At 73.2% G+C, this 19,934-nt stretch carries 15 protein-coding genes and 1 riboswitch; of the genes, 8 read left to right on the top strand and 7 right to left on the bottom strand.

Annotation, left to right across the window (positions count from 1 at the left end; genetic code table 11):
- Window positions 1-363: 363 nt before the first annotated feature.
- Complete coding sequence (locus tag ACZ6NZ_RS22575; protein ID WP_465860004.1) at window positions 364-1,488, top strand: FUSC family protein; 1,125 nt, start codon at window positions 364-366, stop codon at window positions 1,486-1,488.
- Between the two features lie 55 nt (window positions 1,489-1,543).
- On the opposite strand, the gene ACZ6NZ_RS22570 is transcribed toward ACZ6NZ_RS22575, so the two are convergent.
- Window positions 1,544-2,251, bottom strand: a complete 708-nt coding sequence (locus tag ACZ6NZ_RS22570; protein WP_465860003.1) for an alpha/beta hydrolase — start codon at window positions 2,249-2,251, stop codon at window positions 1,544-1,546.
- A 91-nt stretch (window positions 2,252-2,342) separates the two neighbouring features.
- A complete protein-coding gene (locus ACZ6NZ_RS22565) occupies window positions 2,343-3,335 on the bottom strand; it encodes a LacI family DNA-binding transcriptional regulator (protein ID WP_465860002.1) in 993 nt (330 codons plus the stop codon).
- Window positions 3,336-3,494: 159 nt separating this feature from the next.
- Here ACZ6NZ_RS22565 and ACZ6NZ_RS22560 point away from each other — a divergent pair, with 159 nt between their 5' ends.
- Together ACZ6NZ_RS22560 and ACZ6NZ_RS22555 are read left to right on the top strand one after the other, a co-directional pair.
- Window positions 3,495-4,748, top strand: coding sequence for an MFS transporter (locus ACZ6NZ_RS22560; RefSeq protein ID WP_366606784.1), 1,254 nt, complete (start codon window positions 3,495-3,497; stop codon window positions 4,746-4,748).
- Window positions 4,749-4,821: 73 nt separating this feature from the next.
- Window positions 4,822-5,718: an aldo/keto reductase gene (locus tag ACZ6NZ_RS22555; RefSeq protein ID WP_465860001.1), complete on the top strand. Its 897-nt coding sequence runs from the start codon at window positions 4,822-4,824 to the stop codon at window positions 5,716-5,718.
- Window positions 5,719-5,737: 19 nt separating this feature from the next.
- Here the strand turns inward: ACZ6NZ_RS22555 and ileS are convergent, their stop codons facing one another.
- The gene (gene ileS / locus ACZ6NZ_RS22550) at window positions 5,738-8,884 is read right to left on the bottom strand and encodes an isoleucine--tRNA ligase (protein WP_465860000.1); all 3,147 of its coding nucleotides are present in this window, start codon (window positions 8,882-8,884) and stop codon (window positions 5,738-5,740) included.
- A 325-nt stretch (window positions 8,885-9,209) separates the two neighbouring features.
- The gene (locus tag ACZ6NZ_RS22545; RefSeq protein WP_465859999.1) at window positions 9,210-9,698 is read right to left on the bottom strand and encodes a hypothetical protein; all 489 of its coding nucleotides are present in this window, start codon (window positions 9,696-9,698) and stop codon (window positions 9,210-9,212) included.
- 150 nt (window positions 9,699-9,848) lie between these two features.
- Here ACZ6NZ_RS22545 and ACZ6NZ_RS22540 point away from each other — a divergent pair, with 150 nt between their 5' ends.
- Window positions 9,849-10,544: a VOC family protein gene (locus ACZ6NZ_RS22540; RefSeq protein ID WP_465859998.1), complete on the top strand. Its 696-nt coding sequence runs from the start codon at window positions 9,849-9,851 to the stop codon at window positions 10,542-10,544.
- Window positions 10,545-10,640: 96 nt separating this feature from the next.
- Here the strand turns inward: ACZ6NZ_RS22540 and ACZ6NZ_RS22535 are convergent, their stop codons facing one another.
- Window positions 10,641-11,360 carry a hypothetical protein gene (locus ACZ6NZ_RS22535; RefSeq protein ID WP_465859997.1) on the bottom strand — a complete coding sequence of 240 codons (720 nt, stop codon included), beginning with the start codon at window positions 11,358-11,360 and terminating at the stop codon, window positions 10,641-10,643.
- Window positions 11,353-11,934, bottom strand: coding sequence for an RNA polymerase sigma factor (locus ACZ6NZ_RS22530; protein WP_465859996.1), 582 nt, complete (start codon window positions 11,932-11,934; stop codon window positions 11,353-11,355). The genes ACZ6NZ_RS22535 and ACZ6NZ_RS22530 overlap by 8 nt, the downstream gene beginning before the upstream one ends.
- Before the next feature lie 128 nt (window positions 11,935-12,062).
- Between ACZ6NZ_RS22530 and ACZ6NZ_RS22525 the strand changes: the two genes are divergently transcribed.
- Complete coding sequence (locus ACZ6NZ_RS22525) at window positions 12,063-12,398, top strand: hypothetical protein (RefSeq protein ID WP_366606798.1); 336 nt, start codon at window positions 12,063-12,065, stop codon at window positions 12,396-12,398.
- A 12-nt stretch (window positions 12,399-12,410) separates the two neighbouring features.
- Here the strand turns inward: ACZ6NZ_RS22525 and ACZ6NZ_RS22520 are convergent, their stop codons facing one another.
- Entirely contained in the window at window positions 12,411-13,127 is a 717-nt protein-coding gene (locus ACZ6NZ_RS22520) for an MBL fold metallo-hydrolase (RefSeq protein ID WP_465859995.1), read from the bottom strand.
- A 315-nt stretch (window positions 13,128-13,442) separates the two neighbouring features.
- Window positions 13,443-13,619, top strand: a riboswitch (cobalamin riboswitch).
- 32 nt (window positions 13,620-13,651) lie between these two features.
- Here ACZ6NZ_RS22520 and ACZ6NZ_RS22515 point away from each other — a divergent pair.
- The 3 genes from ACZ6NZ_RS22515 to ACZ6NZ_RS22505 all read left to right on the top strand — a co-directional run bounded on the left by ACZ6NZ_RS22515 (window position 13,652) and on the right by ACZ6NZ_RS22505 (window position 19,863).
- The gene (locus ACZ6NZ_RS22515) at window positions 13,652-13,840 is read left to right on the top strand and encodes a hypothetical protein (protein WP_465859994.1); all 189 of its coding nucleotides are present in this window, start codon (window positions 13,652-13,654) and stop codon (window positions 13,838-13,840) included.
- Between the two features lie 69 nt (window positions 13,841-13,909).
- On the top strand, window positions 13,910-17,578 hold the full coding sequence (gene cobN / locus ACZ6NZ_RS22510; RefSeq protein ID WP_465859993.1) for a cobaltochelatase subunit CobN: 3,669 nt from the start codon (window positions 13,910-13,912) through the stop codon (window positions 17,576-17,578).
- Entirely contained in the window at window positions 17,575-19,863 is a 2,289-nt protein-coding gene (locus ACZ6NZ_RS22505) for a magnesium chelatase subunit D family protein (RefSeq protein ID WP_465859992.1), read from the top strand. The genes cobN and ACZ6NZ_RS22505 overlap by 4 nt, the downstream gene beginning before the upstream one ends.
- Window positions 19,864-19,934: the final 71 nt, after the last annotated feature.

Genomic DNA, 19,934 nt, shown 5'->3' with positions numbered 1-19,934 from the left:
TACGACATCACGCCTGATTCGTTTAGCGCATCAGCTCCAAAGGAGGAGTGGACGGCACGCTGCGGTGTGCCGGCGTGAGCTGGTGGCAGATGTGGTGAGCGGGCGGCTCGGCGGCCTGGCGGTCTGGCGGCTCGGCGGTCTGGCGGTCGGGCGGTCTGGCGGCTCGGCGGTCTGGCGGCTCGGCGGTCTGGCGGCCTGGCGGCCTGGCGGTCTGGCGGTCGGGCGGTCTGGCGGTCGGTCGGGCTGGCGGTCGGGCTGGCGGTCGGTCGGGCTGGCGGCCGGGCGGGTTGATGGTCAGGCGTCGGGTCAGGGTGGGGCGGCAGGTGGCCCGGCTGGGGCCAACGGGGTGGGGGAGGTTGGGCGATGGTGCGGTTCAGCGGTCTGCGGACGGCCGGCGGCCGGTTGCGGCACGGCTGGCGGCCGGTGTTGGAGGCGACCGTCGCGGCGACAGTGGCCTGGCTGCTGGCCACCCGATTGCTCGGGCACCCGCAGCCCTTCTTCGCGCCGGCCGCCGCGCTGATCGTCCTCGGACAGGCCCGGGGGCAGCGCATCCGGCGGGCCGTCGAGGTCATCCTCGGGGTCGCCGCCGGGGTGCTCGTCGCGGACCTGGTGGTGCAGGCGCTCGGCCCGGGCAGCACCTGGACGGTGTTCACCGTCATCCTGCTCACCGTCCTCCTGGCGGTGGCATTCGGCGCCACCGGCGTGACGCTGGTGCAGGCCGCCGTCTCCGCGCTCTACCTGGTGGTGGTCGCACCGCCGGACGGCTCGTTGGTGCCGTTCCGCTTCGTCGACGCGCTGGTCGGCGGTGCGGTCGCTCTCGCGGCCAGCCTGCTGGTCGACGCCCGGCACCCGCTGGCTCCGCTGGTTGCCGAGGTGCGGCGCACCTTCGACGAGCTGGCCGGGCTGCTGGATGAGATCGCCGACGCGTTGAACGACCGCGACGAGCCGGCGGCGGTCGCCGCACTGAGGCAGGCGCGGGGGATGGACGCCCGGGTGGACGGGCTGCGCGACGGTGTGCTGGCCGCCGGTGAGGCGCTGCGGCTCAACGTCCGTCGACGTCGGCACATCGGTCGGCTGCGTTCGGTCGACGAGTCGATCCGGCAGCTCGACTACGCGGTCCGTAACGTCCGGGTGCTGGCCCGTGCGGGCGTGACCCTGAGCCGGCTGCACGCCCCGGCCCCGCCCGAGCTGGGCGTGGCCCTGCGGTCACTGGCCGAGGCGGTCCGTCAGGCCGGTGCCGCCCTCGCCGCCGACCTCAACGGGCAGGAGGAGACCGCCGACCAGCACGCCACCCAGGCCGACGAATCGGCGCTGGCCGCGGTGCGCGCCGCCGGGCAGCTCTTCGGCCCCACCCAGACCCTTCCCCTGGCGATGATCATCGGTCAGGTCCGGGCCACGGCCATCGACCTGCTGCGCGGCGTCAACCCGGAGGACGACGCCGCCGTCCTCGCCCGCGTCGACGAAGCCCTGGGCCTCCCTCCGATCTGATGCCCGCACTGCTCGACTCTGATGCCCGCACTGCTCGACGCGGGTTCCTCGCCCGTCACGGATGGGCGGTGAGCCAGGTGGTGGCGGCGTCGCGGATCGGGGCGGGGATGTCGTGGCCGCCGGGGAACTCCCGGTAGGTCACGTCGTAGCCGAGGTCGCGCAGGTGGGGAACGAGACGGCGGCTGCACACGTCGATGGGGAGCACCCGGTCGTCGACGCCGTGCGAGACGAAGATCCGTGGCCGGCCGTGGGTGAGCGGGGGCGCGGCGAAACCGGGGGAGAAGGCCACCACCGCGTCGACCAGGTCGCCGTTCGCCAAGCCCAGCGACAGCGCGTACGAGGCACCGTCGGAGAAGCCGCCGACCGTCACGTCGGCCACCGGGTAGCTGTCGAAGACGGTCGCCAACAGCCCGTCGATGCGCCCCACGTCCGCCCCGAAGCCACCGGCGACCAGGTCCCAACTGGCGGCCGACGAGTCCGGGGCGACCAGCAGCAGGTGCTGCGCGTCCGCGACCGGCAACAGCAGGTCCAGCCCCTGTCGCGCCGAGCCGCCCGCACCGTGCAGGAGCAGCACCAACCGGTACGCCGAACCGTCGGTCGCCGGCTCCGGGGCGTACCTCAGGGCCAGCCGGTCACCGTCGGGGCCGGTCATCGGCACCAGCCCGGTGCGGCCCGGCGCCACGGGTGGGTGGCGGCGGGCGGCCAACCGGCCGTCCCGTGGACTCGGCGCCGGCTCCCAGTGCGACGGCGCGGAGTCGGACACGGGTCGGCGCTCCTCACGGTGGACGGAAGGTCCGACGCGGTTACCCGGCCCGTGAGGCGTTAACCGTGAGCGTCCCCGACCGGGCGTCGACTCACGCGCTGGCCCGTGCCACCAGTGCGGACGGGAAGAGGGTCACCGGGGCAACCGGGCGCCCCTGAAGCAGCGCGGTAGCTGCGGCGCCGGCGATCCGCCCCACCGGATGACTCGCCGTCGTCAGCGCCGGGGCGGTCATCCCGGCCAACGGAATGTCGTCGAAGCCGGCCACCGCGACGTCGCCGGGCACGCGCGCGCCGGCGTCGCGCAGGCCAGCGATCACCCCGAGCGCGGTGTCGTCGCTGATCGCGTAGATGGCGTCGATGTCCGGCCAGCGGCGTAGCGCCTCGCCGGCCGCCGTCCGGCCGCGCGCCGCCCGGAAGTCCCCGGGCAGTATCCGCTCCGGCAGGCCGGCCTCGACCATGAGCCGACGGTACGTCTGCACGGGGCGTTGCGCGCACGGCAGCCACCGGGGGCCGGTCACCATGGCGATCCGGCGTCGCCCCGAGGCGTACAGGTGACGCAGCACCGCCTCGGAGCCGGCGGCGTTGTCGACGTCGAACGAGGGCACCGTCGCCGAGCCGACGCCGATCGAGACCACCCGACCGCGCAGCGACCGGGGCACCGCCGCCAGCAACTCCTCGGTGGTGTTGACCAGGATCACCCCGCACACACTGCGATCGCCGTCGAGTTGGTCGAGGCCGCGGGGGTCGCCGAACGGCAGCCAGCACAGGGCCACCCCGACACCGGCGGGCGTGCACACCCGGGCGGCCGCGCCGACCACCTGGTGCACGTACGGGTCGTCCAGCACCGCGGCGCTGGTGCCCAGAACGGCCACCACCAGGCGTACGCCGCCGCGGCCGTGGACCAGCGCCCGGGCGGCCGGGTTGGGCACGTAGCCGAGCTGGTCGACGGCTGCCGTGACCTGTTTCCGGGCAGCCGGCGAGGCGAACCCCGTGCCGGCGATCACCCGCGACGCCGTGGACCGGGACACGCCGGCGACCCGGGCCACGTCTTCGAGAGTGGCCGGTCGGTGTGCCGCTGTCGTCATCGTCGCCTCCCGGGCGGCCCGTCCGGTCGGACCAACGCCTGCCCACATCATGCCCCGGCCGATCCAGCAGCGGTAAGGGGCGGTTCCCAGTTGTGGTGGTAGCGCTCTCAGGTGTGCGATCGTGCCAGGAGATCACCCCGAGGAAGAGGAACCACCCCCGTGAGCGCCCCCACCAGTCGCCCGTCAGCCCCGACAACCGCGTCGCCGACCCTGCGGACGGTGCGGCTCGCCCGCAACGGCGTCGCTGTCACCTTCACCCTCAACGGGCTGGCCGTGGGTAGCTGGTTCTCCCGCGTTCCGGCGGTCCGGGAGGCGCTGGACCTCTCCGCCGGTCGACTGGGGTTGCTGCTGCTGGCGATGAGCGTCGGCGCGTTGCTGGCCATGCCCACCGCCGGCCTGCTCGCCCAGCGTCTCGGCGCGGCCCGCACCGTCACCCTCGCCACCGCGGTGGTCGCGGTCGGCCTGACCGTGGCGGGCCTGGGCGCCACGATGACCGGGTCGTTCGCCGTCGTCGCCCTGGGGCTCGTCGCCCTCGGCTACGGCTCCGGCGCCTGCGACGTGGCGATGAACGTCGAGGGCGCGGCGGTGGAACGGCGGCTGGGTCGTACGATCATGCCCCGGTTTCACGCCGGGTGGAGCCTCGGCTCGGTGGCCGGAGCGGCGCTGGGCGCCGGGGCGGCCCGGTTCGACGTGTCGGTCGGCGCGCATCTCGTCGCAGTGGCGGTGGTCGTGTTGACCGGCACCGCGCTCGCCGCCCGGACGTTCCTGCCCGTGGGCAGCGATCACACCGGCGACCCGGCGGACGCCACCCCGGCTGCCCGTCGCCGGGCTCAGCTCGCCGCCTGGCGGGAGCCACGCACCCTGCTGATCGGGCTGTTCGTGTTGGTGGCGGCGTTCACCGAGGGTGCCGCCAACGACTGGCTGGCCGTGGCGTTCATCGATGGGCGGGATCTGAGCGAGGCCGCCGGCGCGGCGGTCTTCGCGGTCTTCGTGGTCGGCATGACCGTCGGACGCACCGTCGGCACCATCGCCCTGGACCGGTGGGGTCGGGTGCCGGTGCTCAGCGGCACCATCGGCCTCGCCGTGGTCGGCGCCGGCCTGGCGGTGCTGGCGGGCTCCGGGCCGGTGGCTGTCATCGGCGTCGCGCTGTGGGGCCTGGGTGCGTCGCTGGGCTTCCCGGTCGGGATGAGCGCGGCGGCCGACGACGAGGCGCACGCGGCGGTGCGGGTGAGCGTGGTCGCGGTGATCGGCTACACCGCGTTCCTCGCTGGCCCGCCGTTGCTGGGGCTGGTCGGCGACGAGGTCGGCACCCTGCGCGCGTTGCTGGCGGTGCCGTTGCTGCTGCTGCCGACCCTGCTGCTGGTGCCGGTGCTGCGCCCGCCGCACGCCGTTTCCTCCGCCACTAAAAACTAACCCACTCCGCCGTCGGGCGGTATCGGGTGCGTGGCCGACTGCGTCACGTACCCGAGCTGGTTAGGGTCGCCCGATGCCAACCGACGAGATCACCGCCGCCGCGGCGGGCAGCTGGACCCTGGGTGACCGCACCGTGCACCGGATGGGCTTCGGCTCCATGCGGATCACCGCGAACCCTGACCGTGACCGGGCCGTCGCCCTGCTGCGCCGCGCCGTGGAGCTGGGCGTCAACCACATCGACACCGCCGCGTTCTACGTCTCGCCCGGCGGCACCCTCCGCGTCGGCACCGGACCGGCCCGCTACGCCACCGAGCTGATCCGCGCGGCGCTCGCCCCGTACCGGGAGGACCTGGTGATCGCCACCAAGGTCGGTTTCGGGTACGACCCGGAGGCGGGCTTCACCGAGGCGTTCACCCCGGCGCAGCTGCGGGCCCAGGTGGAGGAGAACCTCCGCCGACTCGGCCGCGACCAGCTCGACGTGGTGAACCTGCGCCTCGGCCGAGGGCCGGGTGCGGTGCCGGTGGCCGACCGGTTCGGCGCGCTCGCCGAGCTGCGGGCCGCCGGGCTGATCCGGCACCTCGGGCTCTCCAACGCCCGGCGGGAACAGTTGGACGAGGTGACGGGGATCGCGCCGGTGGTCTGCGTGCAGAACAACTACGGGGTGGACGCCTACCGGGAGCAGGACGCGTTCGTTCGGCTCTGCGGTCAGCGGGGCATCGCCTACGTGCCGTTCTTCGCGCTGGCCGGCACCGGGCGGGAGGCGGGCGCGGGCACCGCGCAGGGCGAGGCCGTCGAGGCGGTCGCCCGCGCCCACGGCGTCACCGCGCAGCAGGTACGCCTCGCCTGGACCCTGCACCAGGGCCCGCACGTGCTCGCCATCCCCGGCACCTCGGACCCGGAGCACCTGGCGCAGAACGTCGCGGCCGGAGCCCTACGCCTGACCCCGGACGACCTGACCCGTCTGCGCTGATCGTCCACCCCGTCACCGCTCAGGCCCGCACCACGTGCACGACGATCTCCTGACCATCGCCCACGGTGCCGGAGAACCCCTCCGACACCGCGTCCGCGACCGTCAGCTGGAGCGCGAGGGTCTCGTGCGCGATGAGCTTCCGATGCGTCGAGATCGCCGCCGCGACATCCGCGGGGGCGGCGATCGACACCGTGACCCGATCGGAGACCTCGAAGTCGGCGTCGCGGCGGGCCTGCTGGATGATGCGGACGACGTCGCGTGCGACTCCCTCCGCCGCCAGTTCGGGGGTGATCTCGGTGTCCAACGCGATCGTCACGCCGCGCTGGGACTCCACGACCCAACCGGTGCGCGGCACCTCCGTGATCAGGATGTCGTCCGGGCCCACCTCGACCTGCGTACCGTCGATCGACAGCGGGTACGACCCGTTCGCCCGGACGCCGTCGACCAGGTCCCGGGGGGCGACGGCGGCAATCGCCGTCGCGACGTGCTGGGTGCGGTTGCCGAACCGGCGGCCCAGCGTCCGGAAGTTCGCTTTGACCCGCACGTCGATGACCCCGCTCTGGGCGTCGAGCGGCTGGAGGACCTTGACGTTCAACTCGTCGCCGATGTCGTCCAGCAGCGCCGGCGGTAGGACGGTGCCGGCCGGCAGCCCCACGAGCGCCCGGCTCAACGGCTGACGGATCCGCAGACTGCTCGCCTTACGCGCGGACCGTCCCGCCTCGGCCAACGCCCGCGCAGTGGCCACCTGGGCCGACAGCTCGGTGCTGATCACCGTGGTGTCCGGTGTGGGCCAGGCCGCCAGGTGCACCGACTCCGCTGCCGTCGCGGCACCCGGCCGGAGGACCTGCTGCCACACCTGCTCCGTGACGAAGGGAACGAAGGGCGCCAGTAGCCGCGTGAGAATGTCGAGGCACTCGTACAGGGTGGTGAGGGCGTCGGTGTCGCCCTCCCAGAAACGCTGCCGCGACCGGCGTACGTACCAGTTCGACAGGTCGTCGATGAAGTCGGCGAGCAGCCGGCCGGCGCGCGCCGTGTCGTAGTTCCGCATCCGTTCGTCGACGGCGGCCGCGAGGGCGTGGACCTCCCCGGCGATCCACCGGTCCAACACCGGCCGCTGGGCGACCGGCTGCGCCAGCTGCGGCGCCCACGTCGAGTTCGCCGCGTAGAGGGAGAAGAACGCTGCGGTGTTCCAGTAGGTCATCAACACCTTGCGGACGATCTCGTCGAGTGGGCCGGGCCCGATCCGGCGCGGCGACCACGGTGAGCCGGAGCAGGCCATGAACCAGCGCACCGCGTCGGCGCCGTGGGTGTCCATCAGCGGGATCGGCAGCAGGATGTTGCCCAGGTGTTTGCTCATCTTGCGGCCGTCCTCGGCCAGGATGTGCCCGAGGCAGACGACGTTCTCGTACGGGGACCGGTCGAAGACCAGCGTGCCGACCGCCATCAGCGTGTAGAACCACCCGCGCGTCTGGTCGATCGCCTCGCAGATGTACTGGGCCGGGTAGGTGCGTTCGAAGATCTCCCTGCTACCCGGCACGTGGGGGTAGCCCAATGACGCGAACGGCATGGCCCCGGAGTCGTACCAGGCGTCGATCACCTCGGGAACCCGGGTGGCGGTCCGACCGCAGTCCGGGCAGGCGAAGGTGATCTCGTCGACGTACGGGCGGTGCGGGTCCAGCTCGGACAAGTCGGCGCCGGCCAGCTCCCCGAGCTCCGTACGGGAACCGACAGCGGTGACGTGGTTGTCCGGGCATCGCCACAGCGGCAGCGGGGTGCCCCAGTACCGGGAGCGGGACACCGCCCAGTCAATGTTGTTCTTCAGCCAGTCGCCGTAGCGGCCGTGCTTGATGTGCTCCGGGAACCAGTTGGTGTTCTCATTCTCCCGCGTCAGCTCGTCGCGGACCTCGGTCGTCCGGATGTACCAGGACGGCTGCGCGTAGTACATCAGCGGCGTGTGGCACCGCCAGCAGTGCGGGTAGGGGTGCTCGAACGGTTCGTGCCGGAACAACCGACCAGTCTGCCGGAGACGGTCGATGAGCAACGCGTCGGCGTCCTTGAAGAACACCCCACCGACCAGGTCGATGTCGTCGGTGAACCGCCCGTTCGGGGCGACCGGGTTGACCAGCGGCAACCCGTACGCGCGGCAGACGGCGAGGTCGTCCGCGCCGAACGCCGGCGCCTGGTGCACCAGGCCGGTGCCGTCCTCGGTGGTGACGTACTCCGCGAGGACCACGAGGTGCGCGTCGGGGATGTCCACCAGGTCGAACGGCCGCTCGTACCGCAGCCCTTCCAACGCCGACCCGGGTACGGTCGCCAGGATCTCCGCCTCGTCGCCGAGGACCCGCCGGGCCAGCGGTTCGGCGACGACGAACGTGCCCTGCCCGGTGCGGGCGAGCGCGTACGTCACCGCCGGGTGTACGGCGACGGCGGTGTTGGACACCAGGGTCCACGGGGTGGTGGTCCAGATCAGCAGGTCGACGCCGCTGTGTCCGGCCACGTCCCCGCGCAACGGGAACCGCACGTACACGGAAGGGTCGGTGACGGTCTCGTACCCCTGCGCCACCTCGTGGTCGGACAGGGTCGTGCCGTCGCGGGTGCAGTACGGCGCGACCCGGAAGTCCTCCACCAGCCGCCCGCCGTCGTGAATCTGCTTCAGTGACCACCAGACGCTGTCCACGTACTCCGGGGACATGGTCTGGTACGGATGCTCCAGGTCGATCCAGTAACCCATCCGCTCGCTGAGCTGGACGAACTCGTCGACGTGCCGCAGCACCGACGTGCGACACAGGGCGTTGAACTCCGCGACACCCATCCGCTCGATGTCGGCCTTGCCGCTGAGCCCCAACTCCTTCTCCACCGCGAGCTCGACGGGCAGGCCGTGGCAGTCCCACCCGGCGCGGCGCGGCACCGAGAAGCCCCGCATCGTCCGGTACCGGGGAAAGAGGTCCTTGAAGACCCTCGCCTCGATGTGGTGGGTGCCCGGCGTGCCGTTGGCGGTTGGCGGCCCCTCGTAGAACACCCACGGCGGGCCGTCGGCCGTCTGCCCCAGACTCCGGTTGAACACGTTGTTGGCCTGCCACCACTCGATGACCGCGCGGTCCATCCCACCAAAGTCGATCTTGGTGGGCAGTGGCACGAATGGCGACTTCGACGGACCGTCCGGCACCGACGTTCTCCCTACACTTCACGTCCGCTCGCGGGGCATCAGCTCACTGCCCACGCGGGGACGAAGCGCCGGGCGTATGGCCAGGACTCCGCGGTACCACCCCGCTTGCGCCTCGTCGGTGCAGGCGCCGCTCAATTTCACGACGTGACGTGCCGCGACGTCCGGTTCTACCAGGGCGGTCGAACTGCCCGTTCTTCCGGAGGCTCCCCGGTGATGGCCGGATCGGTGCCGATGCCGCCCAGCATAGCTGTCCGTACCCGGAGCCCGTGGCCGGAGCGCTAGCCGTGCAACGAGACGCGCGCCAGCCAGCTGGCCCGGCGCTCGCTCACCGGGCGGCGTAGACCAGGTCCATCGTGTCGGTGTGCCCGGACCAGCGCAGGTCGAGGCGCCAGCAGCCGGCCTCAGGCAGGTCGATGATCGACGGACCGGGGCCACCGGGCACCTCCCGGATCACCCGGGTGTCGGTGCCGTCCAGCCTTGCGGTGATCACCAGGGTCGCCGGCACGGTGGGGTCGGGGGAGGCCGCCGCGGCACGGGCCACCCAGAGGATCTTGTTGCTCGACCCGTCCGTCCGGACCTGCCGCAGCGGGTGGGCGAACAGCACCGCCACGATGTCGCCCTTCGCGCCGAAGACGTGCGGAACGCGCGCGTCCCCGCTGAACCCGGCGTCCGCCCAGTCCGGCAACGACCCCGTCTCGACCCGCGCCGCGCAGGCGGTCGCGGTGCTCGCCGTGGTGGCCGCCCCCGCCGTGGGCGCCGCCCCGCTGCTCGTGGTCGTGCACGCTGCCAGCAGGACAACCGAAGGTGCCAGCATCAACCTGCCCCAGGAAACCATCTCGCTCCTTCCGGTACGCGTCGACGACTCGCCGCACCCTTCCGACACCGCCCAGACCCGCGAGGTTCCCGGTCCGCTTCCCCGACCGCATCCGCGACCGACGATGCGAGTGCGTGTGAGGATGCCTCCATGGAACAGACACTGAGTCGGCAGGCGGCCTCGGACGCGATCGGCGACCAGGGTTGGCGATATCTGCTCGGAGCGTTGCGGACGTCGGTCCCCGTCGGTTCCCTGGCCCAGGCGACCGAGGTGGCGGCGCTCGTGGTGACGGCGTGCGGTAGCGACGCCGATGGGCACCTGCGCGCTGACATCCGATCAGAGCGGGTTGTCCTGACCCTGCAGTCGTTGGATCGGGCGGCGCTGACCGCTCGCGATGTCGACCTTGCGCATCTGGTCTCCGCCGCCGTACGGAGCGTCGGGCTACGGACGGAGCCCGAGATCGGTACCGGAGCGCCGCGATCGGTCCAGCTCGTGGAGATCGCTGTCGACGCGCTCGACATCGCGGCGGTCCGACCGTTCTGGAAGGCGGTGCTGGGCTACACGGACGAGGCGGGCGCCGACGGTCCCGCCGATCCGATCGTCGACCCGGTCGGGCAGGGGCCGGCGGTGTGGTTCCAGCAGATGGATCAGCCCCGCCCGGACCGGAATCGCATCCACCTCGACATCTGTGTCCCGCACGACGAGGCCCCACGACGGATCGACGCAGCGCTGTCGGCCGGTGGCCGGCTGGTGTCCGCGTCTGACGCTCCCGCCTTCTGGGTTCTCGCCGACATCGAGGGTAACGAGGCGTGTGTGACGACCTGGCAGGGTCGAGACGACTCGTAGACCGGGCTTCTACCAGCGCGTTCGGCTCGACAGCTTGGAAACGACCGGTGACACCACGCCGATGGAGCAGCTCGCGGACTGGGACCGGACCGCGCCCTAGCCCAGTGAGCGCGCCACCTCGATCGCCTCGGCCTTGGTGAGGGCCCCCTCAAGCCGGTAGCTCACGTCGTTGTCCTGCCAGATCAGCGTCGAGGCGGCAAGCCGGGCGGTCTCCCTGCGGATCCCACCCGCCCGGTCCACGTAGGACAACACGTGTGGGCTGTCGACCCACACGGCGAAGTCGCCGTTCACCTGGACCCAGTTCGCGCCCGGCGGGGTGATCTCCTTGTGGAAGGCCAGGTCGAGGTGACCGTCGAACGCGTCGACGCGCAGCGCGCCCCCGTCGTAGAGCAGCGTCGCCACCCGGTACCGGCCGGTGGCGTCCGGGTCGGCGACCAGTACCTGTTCGGGCGTGCCCAGCTTCGCCGGCAGCCTGATCGGAAACCGCACCTCCCGCTGGGCCTCGGCCAGGGCGACGCTCCGCTGACCGGGCAACGGCGACGCGGTGCCGCCGGGCGGCGTCGGGGCGGGTGAGGTGGCGATGCTGACCCCGGCGAAGCGCAGCAGCCCCGTGACGGCGTCGGCGATCGCGGCGCGCGTCGGCGGCAACAGCGCCACCAGCAGCGCGGCGAGCGCCGCCGCGGCGAGCGACCGCCACCGGCGTCGCCGGGGCGCGGGCGTGCCCAGTCGTACGCGGACCCGGGCGGTCACGTCGGGCGGGTCGGGGGTGTCCAGCCAGGCGGACAGGTCGCGCAGTTCCCGTTCGAGGTCACCCATGCCGGATCTCCGCACTGTCGAGCAGGGCGCGCAGCTTCGCCAGCGCCCGGGACGTACGCGATTTCACGGTGCCCCGGGGCCAGCCCAGAGCCGACACCGTCTCCTCCTCGGTGAGGTCGAGGAAGAACCGGCAGACGATGACCTCGCGGTCCCGTGCTGGCAGTTGTCGCAGCGCCCGCACCAGCGACGCCCGGCGTTCCCCGGCGAGAACCGCGGCTACCGCGTCGTCCTCGGCGATCTCGGACCTCGGATCCGCTGCCGCCGCCCGCAGGACGAGCCCGTCGCGCCGGCCACGGGAGCGGTGCAGGTTGCGGGTCTCGTTCGCGACGATCGCGAGCAGCCACGACCGGAAGGACGCGTCACCCCGGTAACGGGACAGCTTCCGGTAGGCCTTCACAAACGCCTCCTGGATCACGTCCTCGGAGTCCGAGCCCGCGCCGAGCAGCACCGCGCTCCGGTACGCGGACGCGGTGTGCCGGGCGACCAGGAGGTCGTATGCCTCCAGGTCACCTGCCCGGGCGCGGGTGACGAGCGTCTCGTCGTCCAGGGGAGCCTCCGTTCGGATCACACTCATGACACCGCCCACCCGCCGTGGGTTCCACCCGGATTTCCCGACGGTGGTCAGCTCCCTCCCACCCGGCGTGCAGGGTATTGCCAGGAATCGGTGCTGCACTGGAGGAGCGTCGACGAGAGGGGCGGGGCATGAGCTGGTTCAATCGGCGGTCACGGGGTGCCGAGGCGACCCCGACGAAGCTGGACCGGGAGGCGACCCGCGACGACCTCGCGGCGCTGGAGGCGTTCGTGGCCAGCCGGCGAGGGGTGGAGTTCTACCTGGAGCCGGAGACGACCGCGACGGACACCACGGTGGTGGCGATCGCACACGACGGCGAGTGGATCCGCCGCCGTACCGGAACACCCCGCGCGGCCGGGGCCATCGCCCGCAAGCACGCGGTGCCGCTGTACGAGGCGGCGCGTACCGGCTACCCGGAGCGGATGCGGACCTGGAGCCGGGCCCACCCCGAGCGCCACGCCCGCTGAGGGCCGCCGGGATCAGGCGTCGCCCACGGCCGCGCGGGCCTGATCGAACGTCATCGGCTCCGCGTGGCTGGAGACGTACCAGCGGTAGTCACCGTCGAGCAGTCGCCGGATCAGGTCGAGATCGAGGCCGTCCTCCGGCCGGCGCAGGTGCGCCGGCGGCGGGTAGAAGCAGTCGCCCAGCAGCATGACGCCGGAGTCGGGCACCAGCACAATTGTCGAGTCCGGCGCGTGCGCGCCGCCGACGTGTCGTAGCTCGACGCCCACTGGCAACTCGTCGACATCGGTGAACGTCCGGGTTGGTGGCAGGACCGCGAAATCCTCCCAGGAGTCCATCGCGCGTGCCCGCCCTCGGAAGCTCGGGCCGAGACGAGGGTCGGCGCGCATCCGCTCGTCCAGATAGTGGTGGCTCCACGGCTGTGCGGCTTCGGCGCGCAGCAGCGGCACTGCCGTCTCATGCCCGACGATCTCCACGTCGGGCCAGGCGCAGGCTCCCCAGACATGGTCCCAGTGGTGGTGGGTGTAGACGAGCCAGCGTGGCTCCGGAAGCCCGGCTGCGCCGAGCGCGGCCTGGATGCCGCGGGCGTGCGCGGGGCTCTGCCCGGCGTCGATCATCACACTGCCGCGCTCGTCGGCCACAACGGCGACGCCGGCCTGGACCGCCTCAGGTTCGGGGTCGCCCGGACAGATCCAGACACGACCAGCCAGGTGGTGGAACTGCGGGGCGACCATGGTGATCGATCTCCGAGATTGATCGCGGATCACGGGCGTGGTGTTGCTGATCCTAATTCAGCGCATCGCACGGCACCGCCCGCCAAACGATCGGCGCAGGTCACGACACCTGTGACCGCCCTTTGCTCTGCTTACCTATATGCACCGGTGACGCTCCGTGTCTGGTGCGCATTGGTAAGCAGAGCAAAGGGCGGCGCACATTGATCTGGGGCCTCGCGTGGTGCGGAGCCCCGCACGCGTCGATCGCCGAGCCTCGATGGGTGGCGTCCGCCTGGCGGGGCCGCAGCGGCGTTGACCGGCGGCGGAGGGGTGTGGCAGCATTCGCGGCCTGACGGCAGTGAAGGAAGTCGGTGCGATTCCGACGCGGTCCCGCCACTGTCACCGGGGAGCGATCCCCCCTCGTGAGTCACGGCCGTGTGTCTGCGGCTGGAAGGCCGGGGGAGAGCGTCGATCCGGAAGCCAGGATACTTCGGCCGTCGGGACGTACCCCAGGGCGTGGACACCCGAGGAGGACCCGATGACGCATGGCGTCTCTGTCACCGACGATCACCGTCGTGAGCCGAGCGGCGGACGCCCCGCCGCGCCCCGACCCGGCCGCGCCGCCGCGCCGGCATCCGCACGCTCCCGCGCCGTTCACCGCTGAGTTCGACACCGCGCCACCCGTCGCCGCCGGCCCCGCGTCGGTGAGTCGTCCGGGTCGCGGTGCCTGCTGAACCCCGCGCCCATCCTTCGTCGCCCGATCGCCTCGGCGAACGCGCCGACGTCACCCTCCGGAGCCTGCCGTGCGCATCCTGCTGCTGTCCACCGCCGACACCGACCTGCTGGCCGCCCGCGCCAGCGGTGCCGACTACCGGTTGGCCAACCCCGCCCGGGTCGCCGCCGAGGAGGTGCCCGCCCTGATCGACGGGGTCGCCCTCGTCGTCGTACGCCTGCTCGGTGGTCGGCAGGCGTGGCCGGACGGTCTCGCCGCGGTGCTCGCCACCGGCGTGCCGACTGTCGTGCTCGGCGGTGAGGCGCTGCCCGACGCGGAGCTGATGGCCATCTCCACAGTGCCGTCCGGGGTCGTCACCCAGTCGCTGGCGTACCTGGTGGAGGGCGGCCCGGACAACCTCGGACAGTTGGCCCGGTTCCTCTCCGACACGGTGCTGCTCACCGGCGAGGGGTTCGCCGCACCCGCGCCCACCCCGGCGTACGGCGTGCACGGCGACCACCCCGCCGACCCGGACCGGCCCACGGTGGGCATCGTCTTCTACCGGGCGCACGCCCTCGCCGGCAACACCGGATTCGTCGACGTGCTCGCGGACGCGGTCCACCAGGCCGGCGGCAACCCGCTGCCGATCTTCTGCGGCTCGTTGCGCGGCTTGACCGCGGGCGCCGGGCCCCTCGGGCTCTTCGCCCGCTGTGACGCGCTGCTGGTCACGGTGCTCGCGGCCGGCGGCGCCGTCGCCGCCGACGCCTCCGGTGGTGGCGACGAGGACGCCTGGGACGTTGGCGCCCTGGCTGCCCTGGACGTGCCGGTCATCCAGGCGCTCTGTCTCACCAGCACCCGCGCGCAGTGGGCCGACAGCGACGCCGGTCTGTCCCCGTTGGACGCCGCCATGCAGGTGGCCATCCCCGAGTTCGACGGCCGGATCGTCACGGTGCCGTTCTCGTTCAAGCAGATCGACGCGGACGGGCTCTCGGTCTACGCCGCCGATCCCGAGCGGGCCGCGAGGGTCGCCGGGATCGCGGTGCGCCATGCCCGGCTGCGGTACGTGCCGCACGCCGACAAGCGGGTCGCCGTGGTGCTCAGCTCGTACCCCACCAAGCACTCCCGGGTCGGCAACGCCGTCGGGTTGGACACCCCGGCGTCGGCGGTCCGGCTGTTCGCCGCGTTGGCCGAGGCCGGCTACGACCTGGGTGACACCCCGCCGCCCGACGACGGCGACGCGCTGATCCACGCGCTGATCGCCGCCGGTGGTCACGACGTGGAGTGGCTCACCCCGGAGCAGTTGGCCGCCGCCGAGGCCCGGATACCGGGGCCGACATACCAACGGTGGTTCGACCAGGTCCCGGCGGAGCTGCGCGAGCGGATGCGGGAGCACTGGGGTGAGCCGCCGGGCGAGCTCTACACCGAGGGCGGAGACATCGTGCTCGCCGGGCTGCGCTTCGGCAACGTGGTGTTGCTGATCCAGCCGCCCCGCGGCTTCGGGGAGAACCCCATCGCCATCTACCACGACCCGGACCTGCCGCCCAGTCACCACTACCTGGCCGCGTACCGCTGGCTGACCGCGCCGGTCGCGGACGGCGGCTTCGGCGCGGACGCCGTGGTGCATCTGGGCAAGCACGGCACCCTGGAGTGGCTGCCCGGCAAGGGCCTCGGCCTGGCCGCCGACTGCGCGCCCGACGCGGTCCTCGGCGACCTGCCGCTGGTGTACCCGTTCATCGTCAACGACCCCGGCGAGGGCACCCAGGCCAAGCGGCGGGCGCACGCCGTGGTCGTCGACCACCTGGTCCCGCCGATGGCCCGCGCCGAGACCTACGGCGACCTGGCCAAACTGGAGCAACTGCTCGACGAGTACGCGACGGTGCAGGCCCTCGACCCGGCCAAGGTGCCCACCGTGCGGGCCCAGATCTGGGACCTGGTGCGCGCCGCCGAGCTGCACCACGACCTGCACGCCGAGGCGATGCCCGACGCGGACGACTTCGACGACTTCGTGCTGCACCTCGACGGGTACCTGTGCGAGGTCAAGGACGTGCAGATCCGCGACGGGCTGCACATCCTCGCCGACGCGCCCACCGGCGAGCCCCGGGTCAACCTGGTCCTCGCGGTGCTGCGCGCCCCGCAGATCTGGGGCGGCGCCCGTGCTCTGCCCGGCCTGCGACAGGCCCTCGCCGTCGGGTACGGCCTCGACGAGCAGGAACTGCTCGCGTCGCCGGGACAGCGACTGACGCTGCCAGCGGCGTTGACCGACGTGGTGGACGGGCCGGCCGGCACCGCCGCTGACGCGATCGACCTCATCGAGGCCCTCGCCCGGCGGCTGGTCGTCGGCATGGAGACCCTGGACTGGGCCGTGGACACCATCGACGCCGTGGTGACGGAGGTGACCGGTCGGTCGATCCCGGACGTCGCCGCGGTGCTGCACTTCGCCGCCACCGAGCTGGTGCCCCGACTGGACCGCACCACCGACGAGCTGACCAACACCCTCGGGGCGCTGGACGGCAGGTTCGTGCCGCCCGGCCCGTCCGGCTCACCCACCCGGGGCCTGGTCAACGTGCTGCCCACCGGCCGCAACTTCTACTCCGTCGACCCGAAGGCCATCCCCAGCCGCAACGCCTGGGACGTCGGGGTGGCCCTCGCCGACTCGCTGCTGGCCCGGCACCTCGCCGACACCGGCGCGTACCCCCGCTCGGTGGGGTTGACCGTCTGGGGCACCAGCGCGATGCGCACCCAGGGCGACGACATCGCCGAGGTGCTCGCGCTGCTGGGCTGCCGGCCGGTCTGGGACGAGCGGTCCCGGCGGGTGACCGGCGTCGAGGTGGTGCCGACCGCCGAGCTGGGCCGCCCGCGCGTCGACGTCACAGTGCGCATCTCCGGCTTCTTCCGCGACGCGTTCCCGCACGTGGTGGCGCTGCTCGATGATGCCGTCCGGCGGGTCGCCGCCCTGGACGAGCCGGACGAGGAGAACTACCTGCGGGCGCACGTCGCCGCCGACCTCGCCGAGCACGGCGACGAGCGCCGGGCCACCGCCCGAATCTTCGGCTCCAAACCCGGCGCGTACGGCGCCGGGCTGCTGCCCCTGATCGACGCCCGGACCTGGCGCAGCGACGCCGACCTGGCCGAGGTGTACGCGGTGTGGGGCGGCTACGCCTACGGCCGGGGCCTGGACGGGCGGGGGGCGCGCGCCGACATGGAACGCTCGTTCGCCCGGATCGCGGTGGCCGTGAAGAACCAGGACACCCGTGAGCACGACATCGTCGACTCCGACGACTACTTCCAGTACCACGGCGGAATGGTGGCGATGGTCCGCCACCTCACCGGCACGTCACCGCAGGCGTACGTGGGTGACTCGGCGATGCCGCACGACGTGCGCACCCGCACGCTGGGCGAGGAGACCCGGCGGGTGTTCCGGGCCCGGGTGGTCAACCCGAAGTGGATCGCCGCGATGCGCCGGCACGGCTACAAGGGCGCGTTCGAGCTGGCGGCCACCGTGGACTACCTGTTCGGCTACGACGCCACCGCCGGTGTGGTCGACGACTGGATGTACGAGCACCTGGCCGCCGCGTACCTCTTCGACGACACCACCCGGGAGTTCCTGGAGACGTCCAACCCGTGGGCGTTGCGCGGCATCACCGAACGCCTGTTGGAGGCCGCCGACCGGGGGCTGTGGGCCAAGCCGGAGCCGGCCACCCTGGACCGGCTGCGCGACACGTACCTGGCCAGTGAGGGCGACCTGGAGGACCGGGTGTGAGCGCGAGGAGTGAGCCGGTCTTGCGAGCCCCGCAGTCGCGAACGAAAGAAGGCGCAGTGGCAATCTATCCGTTCAGCGCGGTGCTCGGCATGGCCGACATGCGGCTGGCGTTGCTGCTCAACGCGGTCTCCCCGGCGATCGGCGGGGTGCTGGTCCGGGGTGAGAAGGGGACCGCCAAGTCCACCGCCGTGCGGGCCCTCGCCGCGCTGCTGCCCCCGGTCCGACGGGTGGCGGGCTGCCGTTTCGGCTGTGACCCGGCCGAGCCCGACCCGACCTGCCCGGACGGCCCGCACCCGGTCGACGTCGCCGCCGAGACCCGTCCGGCCCGCCTCGTCGAACTGCCGGTGGGCGCCGCCGAGGACCGGGTGGTCGGTGCGCTGGATCTGGAGAAGGCGATCGGCGAGGGGGTACGCGCCTTCGAGCCGGGCCTGCTCGCCGCCGCGCACCGGGGTGTGCTCTACGTCGACGAGGTCAACCTGCTGCACGACCACCTCGTCGACCTGCTGCTCGACGCGGCGGCGATGGGCCGCAGCCACGTCGAGCGGGAGGGCGTCTCGGTCAGCCACGCGGCCCGGTTCCTGTTGGTCGGCACGATGAACCCGGAGGAGGGGGAGCTGCGCCCGCAGCTGCTCGACCGGTTCGGGCTCACCGTCGAGGTGGGTGCCAGCCGGGACCCGGAGATCCGGGTCGAGGTGGTCCGCCGCCGGCTGGCCGCCGACGCGGACCCGGTCGGCTTCGCCGCCCGTTGGGCCGACGCCGACGCCCAGATCGCCGCCCAGGTGGCTGCCGCCCGTCGCCGACTTCCCGGGGTACGACTGCCGGACGCCGCGTTGCGGCAGATCGCCGAGGTGTGCGCGGCGTTCGACGTGGATGGGATGCGGGCCGACATCGTCACCGCCCGTACCGCCCTCGCCCACGCCGCCTGGCACGGCCGGGACCGGGTCACCATCGACGACGTCCGGGTGGCGGCCCGGCTGGCCCTGCCGCACCGCCGCCGCCGCGACCCGTTCGACACCCCGGGGCTGGACGAGAAGCGCCTCGACGAGGCGTTGCAGCGCGCCCAGGACGCCCACCCCGACGACCCGGACGACGCCGGCCCCGACGACCGGGGCCCGGAGGACAGTGACCCGGACGGTGGCCCGGCCGGTGGCGGCGGCCCGCAGGGCGGTGGCCCGGCCGGTGGCGGTGGTCCGAACGGCGACGGACCAGGGGGCGGCGGCCTGCGCGGAGGCGACCGCGGCGGTGACGGCGTCGACCAGGGTGAACCGGGTTCGGCGGAGCACCCGACGGCGCGTGCCGGCGCTGGCACCGACGACTGGCCGCAGCGCCAGCCGGGCGACCGGGGCGACGGCGGCTGGCCGCAGCACCAGCCGGCCGATCGGGGTGACGACGGCCCGAACTCGCGCCCGCGCGGTGGCGGGCACTCGACGACCGGTGCCGACGACCCGACCCCCGGCGGCGAGTCCCAGCCGGTGGCCGTACCCCGGGGTGGGCTGCGGGCGCGGACGCTGACCGCGCCCGGCCTGGGTGACGGGGTGCCGGGCCGGCGCTCGCGGGCCCGGACCGGGCGGGGTCGCACCACCGGCGCCCGGGTACCGGCGGGTCGGGTCGGCGCGCTGCACCTGCCGGCCACGATCCGGGCCGCCGCGCCGCACCAGGCGGCCCGGGGCCGGGTGACCGGTCCGCTGCGGCTGGGCCGCGACGACCTGCGCGAGGCGGTTCGTGAGGGCCGCGAGGGCAACCTGGTGCTGTTCGTGGTGGACGCGAGCGGCTCGATGGGCGCCCGGCAGCGGATGGCCACTGTGAAGGACGCGGTGCTCGCACTGCTCACCGACGCCTACCAGCGGCGGGACAAGGTCGCGGTGATCGCGTTCCGGGGCGGCGGTGCCCGGACCCTGCTGCCGGCGACCTCGTCGGTGCTGGCCGCCTCGACCCGGCTGGCGGAGCTGCCGACCGGCGGCCGTACGCCGCTGGCCGAAGGGCTGCTGGCCGCTGCGGACCTGTTGCGGGTGGAGCGCCTGCGCGACCCGAAGCGCCGCCCTCTGGTCCTCATCGTCACCGACGGGAGGGCCACCGCGGGCACCCGCCCGCTGGACCGGGCGGCAGCGGCGGCACAGGTCCTGGCCGCCACCGGCGCCGCGTGCGTGGTCGTCGACTGCGAGACGGGCCCGGTCCGCCTGCACCTGGCCGCCCGCCTGGCCACCCAGCTCAGTGCCCCCAAAACCCCCCTGGAGTCCCTGACCCACCCCCAACCCCGCGATCTTGCGCTTCCTGTCGCGGCATAAGAGACCAAGCACGCATATGACCAACAGAAACTGCAAGATCGCGGGGAGAGCCGCGGGACGGGGGACGGGCT

The organism is Micromonospora sp. NPDC047756 (assembly GCF_055587245.1).
Note: the sequence above shows the minus strand (reverse complement) of the source record. Positions and strands in the feature narration are given on the sequence as shown.

What these genes read in the sequence shown, in the direction of transcription:
- ACZ6NZ_RS22545 (WP_465859999.1), bottom strand. Translation starts at nt 9,698, where the DNA reads ATGCTGGCACCTTCGGTTGTCCTGCTGGCAGCGTGCACGACCACGAGC.
- ACZ6NZ_RS22540 (WP_465859998.1), top strand. Translation starts at nt 9,849, where the DNA reads ATGGAACAGACACTGAGTCGGCAGGCGGCCTCGGACGCGATCGGCGAC.
- ACZ6NZ_RS22535 (WP_465859997.1), bottom strand. Translation starts at nt 11,360, where the DNA reads ATGGGTGACCTCGAACGGGAACTGCGCGACCTGTCCGCCTGGCTGGAC.
- ACZ6NZ_RS22575 (WP_465860004.1), top strand. Translation starts at nt 364, where the DNA reads ATGGTGCGGTTCAGCGGTCTGCGGACGGCCGGCGGCCGGTTGCGGCAC.
- ACZ6NZ_RS22520 (WP_465859995.1), bottom strand. Translation starts at nt 13,127, where the DNA reads ATGGTCGCCCCGCAGTTCCACCACCTGGCTGGTCGTGTCTGGATCTGT.
- ACZ6NZ_RS22525 (WP_366606798.1), top strand. Translation starts at nt 12,063, where the DNA reads ATGAGCTGGTTCAATCGGCGGTCACGGGGTGCCGAGGCGACCCCGACG.
- ACZ6NZ_RS22530 (WP_465859996.1), bottom strand. Translation starts at nt 11,934, where the DNA reads ATGAGTGTGATCCGAACGGAGGCTCCCCTGGACGACGAGACGCTCGTC.
- ACZ6NZ_RS22515 (WP_465859994.1), top strand. Translation starts at nt 13,652, where the DNA reads ATGGCGTCTCTGTCACCGACGATCACCGTCGTGAGCCGAGCGGCGGAC.
- ACZ6NZ_RS22555 (WP_465860001.1), top strand. Translation starts at nt 4,822, where the DNA reads ATGCCAACCGACGAGATCACCGCCGCCGCGGCGGGCAGCTGGACCCTG.
- ACZ6NZ_RS22565 (WP_465860002.1), bottom strand. Translation starts at nt 3,335, where the DNA reads ATGACGACAGCGGCACACCGACCGGCCACTCTCGAAGACGTGGCCCGG.